The sequence below is a fragment of the Chelativorans sp. ZYF759 genome, from assembly GCF_012911015.1.
GTDB lineage: Bacteria > Pseudomonadota > Alphaproteobacteria > Rhizobiales > Rhizobiaceae > ZYF759.
The window spans coordinates 1-1,014 of the sequence record NZ_WVVV01000046.1; the positions used below are offsets into that span (position 1 = coordinate 1).

Genomic DNA, 1,014 nt, shown 5'->3' on the forward strand with positions numbered 1-1,014 from the left:
TGTCGGAGAGCCATTTGCACTTGGCCGCGTCGCCCACCATCACCGGCACGATGTGGCTGGGATTGGGCAGATAGGGAATGCCGATGGCGTCGAGACGCGCGCGCACCTTGGCGACCCGGTCGCGCTGGCGCATGCGTTCCATCTGGCTGGCCTTGAGGTGGCGGATGGAGGCGAGCGCACCGGCCGCCACATGGGGCGGCAGCGCGGTGGTGAAGATGAATCCGCTCGCATAGGAGCGCACGAAGTCGATCAAGGCTGCCGAGCCGGTGATGTAGCCGCCGACCACGCCGAAGGCCTTGCCGAGCGTGCCCTCGATCAGCGTGATCCTGTCCATCAGGCCCTCGCGTTCGGCGATGCCGCCGCCACGCTCGCCATAGAGGCCGACCGCATGGACCTCGTCGAGATAGGTCATGGCGCCGTGCTTCTCGGCGACCTCGACGATCTGGCGCATCGGCGAGATGTCGCCATCCATGGAATAGACGCTCTCGAAGGCGACGATCTTGGGCCGGTCGGGSCCGTATTCGGCSAGGATGCGGTCGAGATCGGCCGGGTCGTTGTGCTTGAAGATSCGCTTTTCGGCCTTGGAATGGCGGATGCCCTCGATCATCGAGGCGTGGTTCTTCTCRTCCGAGATGATGACGCAGCCGGGGATGTTGGCGCCGAGCGTCGACAGCGAGGCCCAGTTSGASACATAGCCSGASGTRAACAGMAGSGCYGCTTCCTTGCCGTGCAGATCGGCCAGCTCGCGCTCGAGCAGCACGTGGTAGTGGTTGGTGCCCGAAATGTTGCGCGTGCCGCCGGCGCCCGCGCCGCATTTGTCGAGCGCCTCRTGCATGGCCGCGATGACGGCGGGRTGCTGGCCCATGCCMAGATAGTCGTTGGAGCACCAGACCGTGACCTCGCGCGCCTCCTCSCCCACGAAACGCTTGGCACGCGGAAACGACCCCGCCCGCCGCTCCAGATCCGCAAAGACCCGATAGCGTCCCTCATCGTGCAAGGCAGCCAGCCTCTCGG

General features: G+C 65.9%; 1 protein-coding gene. It reads right to left on the reverse strand.

All coding sequences use genetic code 11. The annotated features are described in order from the left end of the window. Nucleotides 1-1,006 (reverse strand): 5-aminolevulinate synthase (gene hemA, locus GRZ55_RS22975; protein WP_169289262.1); only part of this gene is annotated, 1,006 nt, incomplete at its 3' end. Between the last annotated feature and the right edge of the window lie 8 nt (nt 1,007-1,014).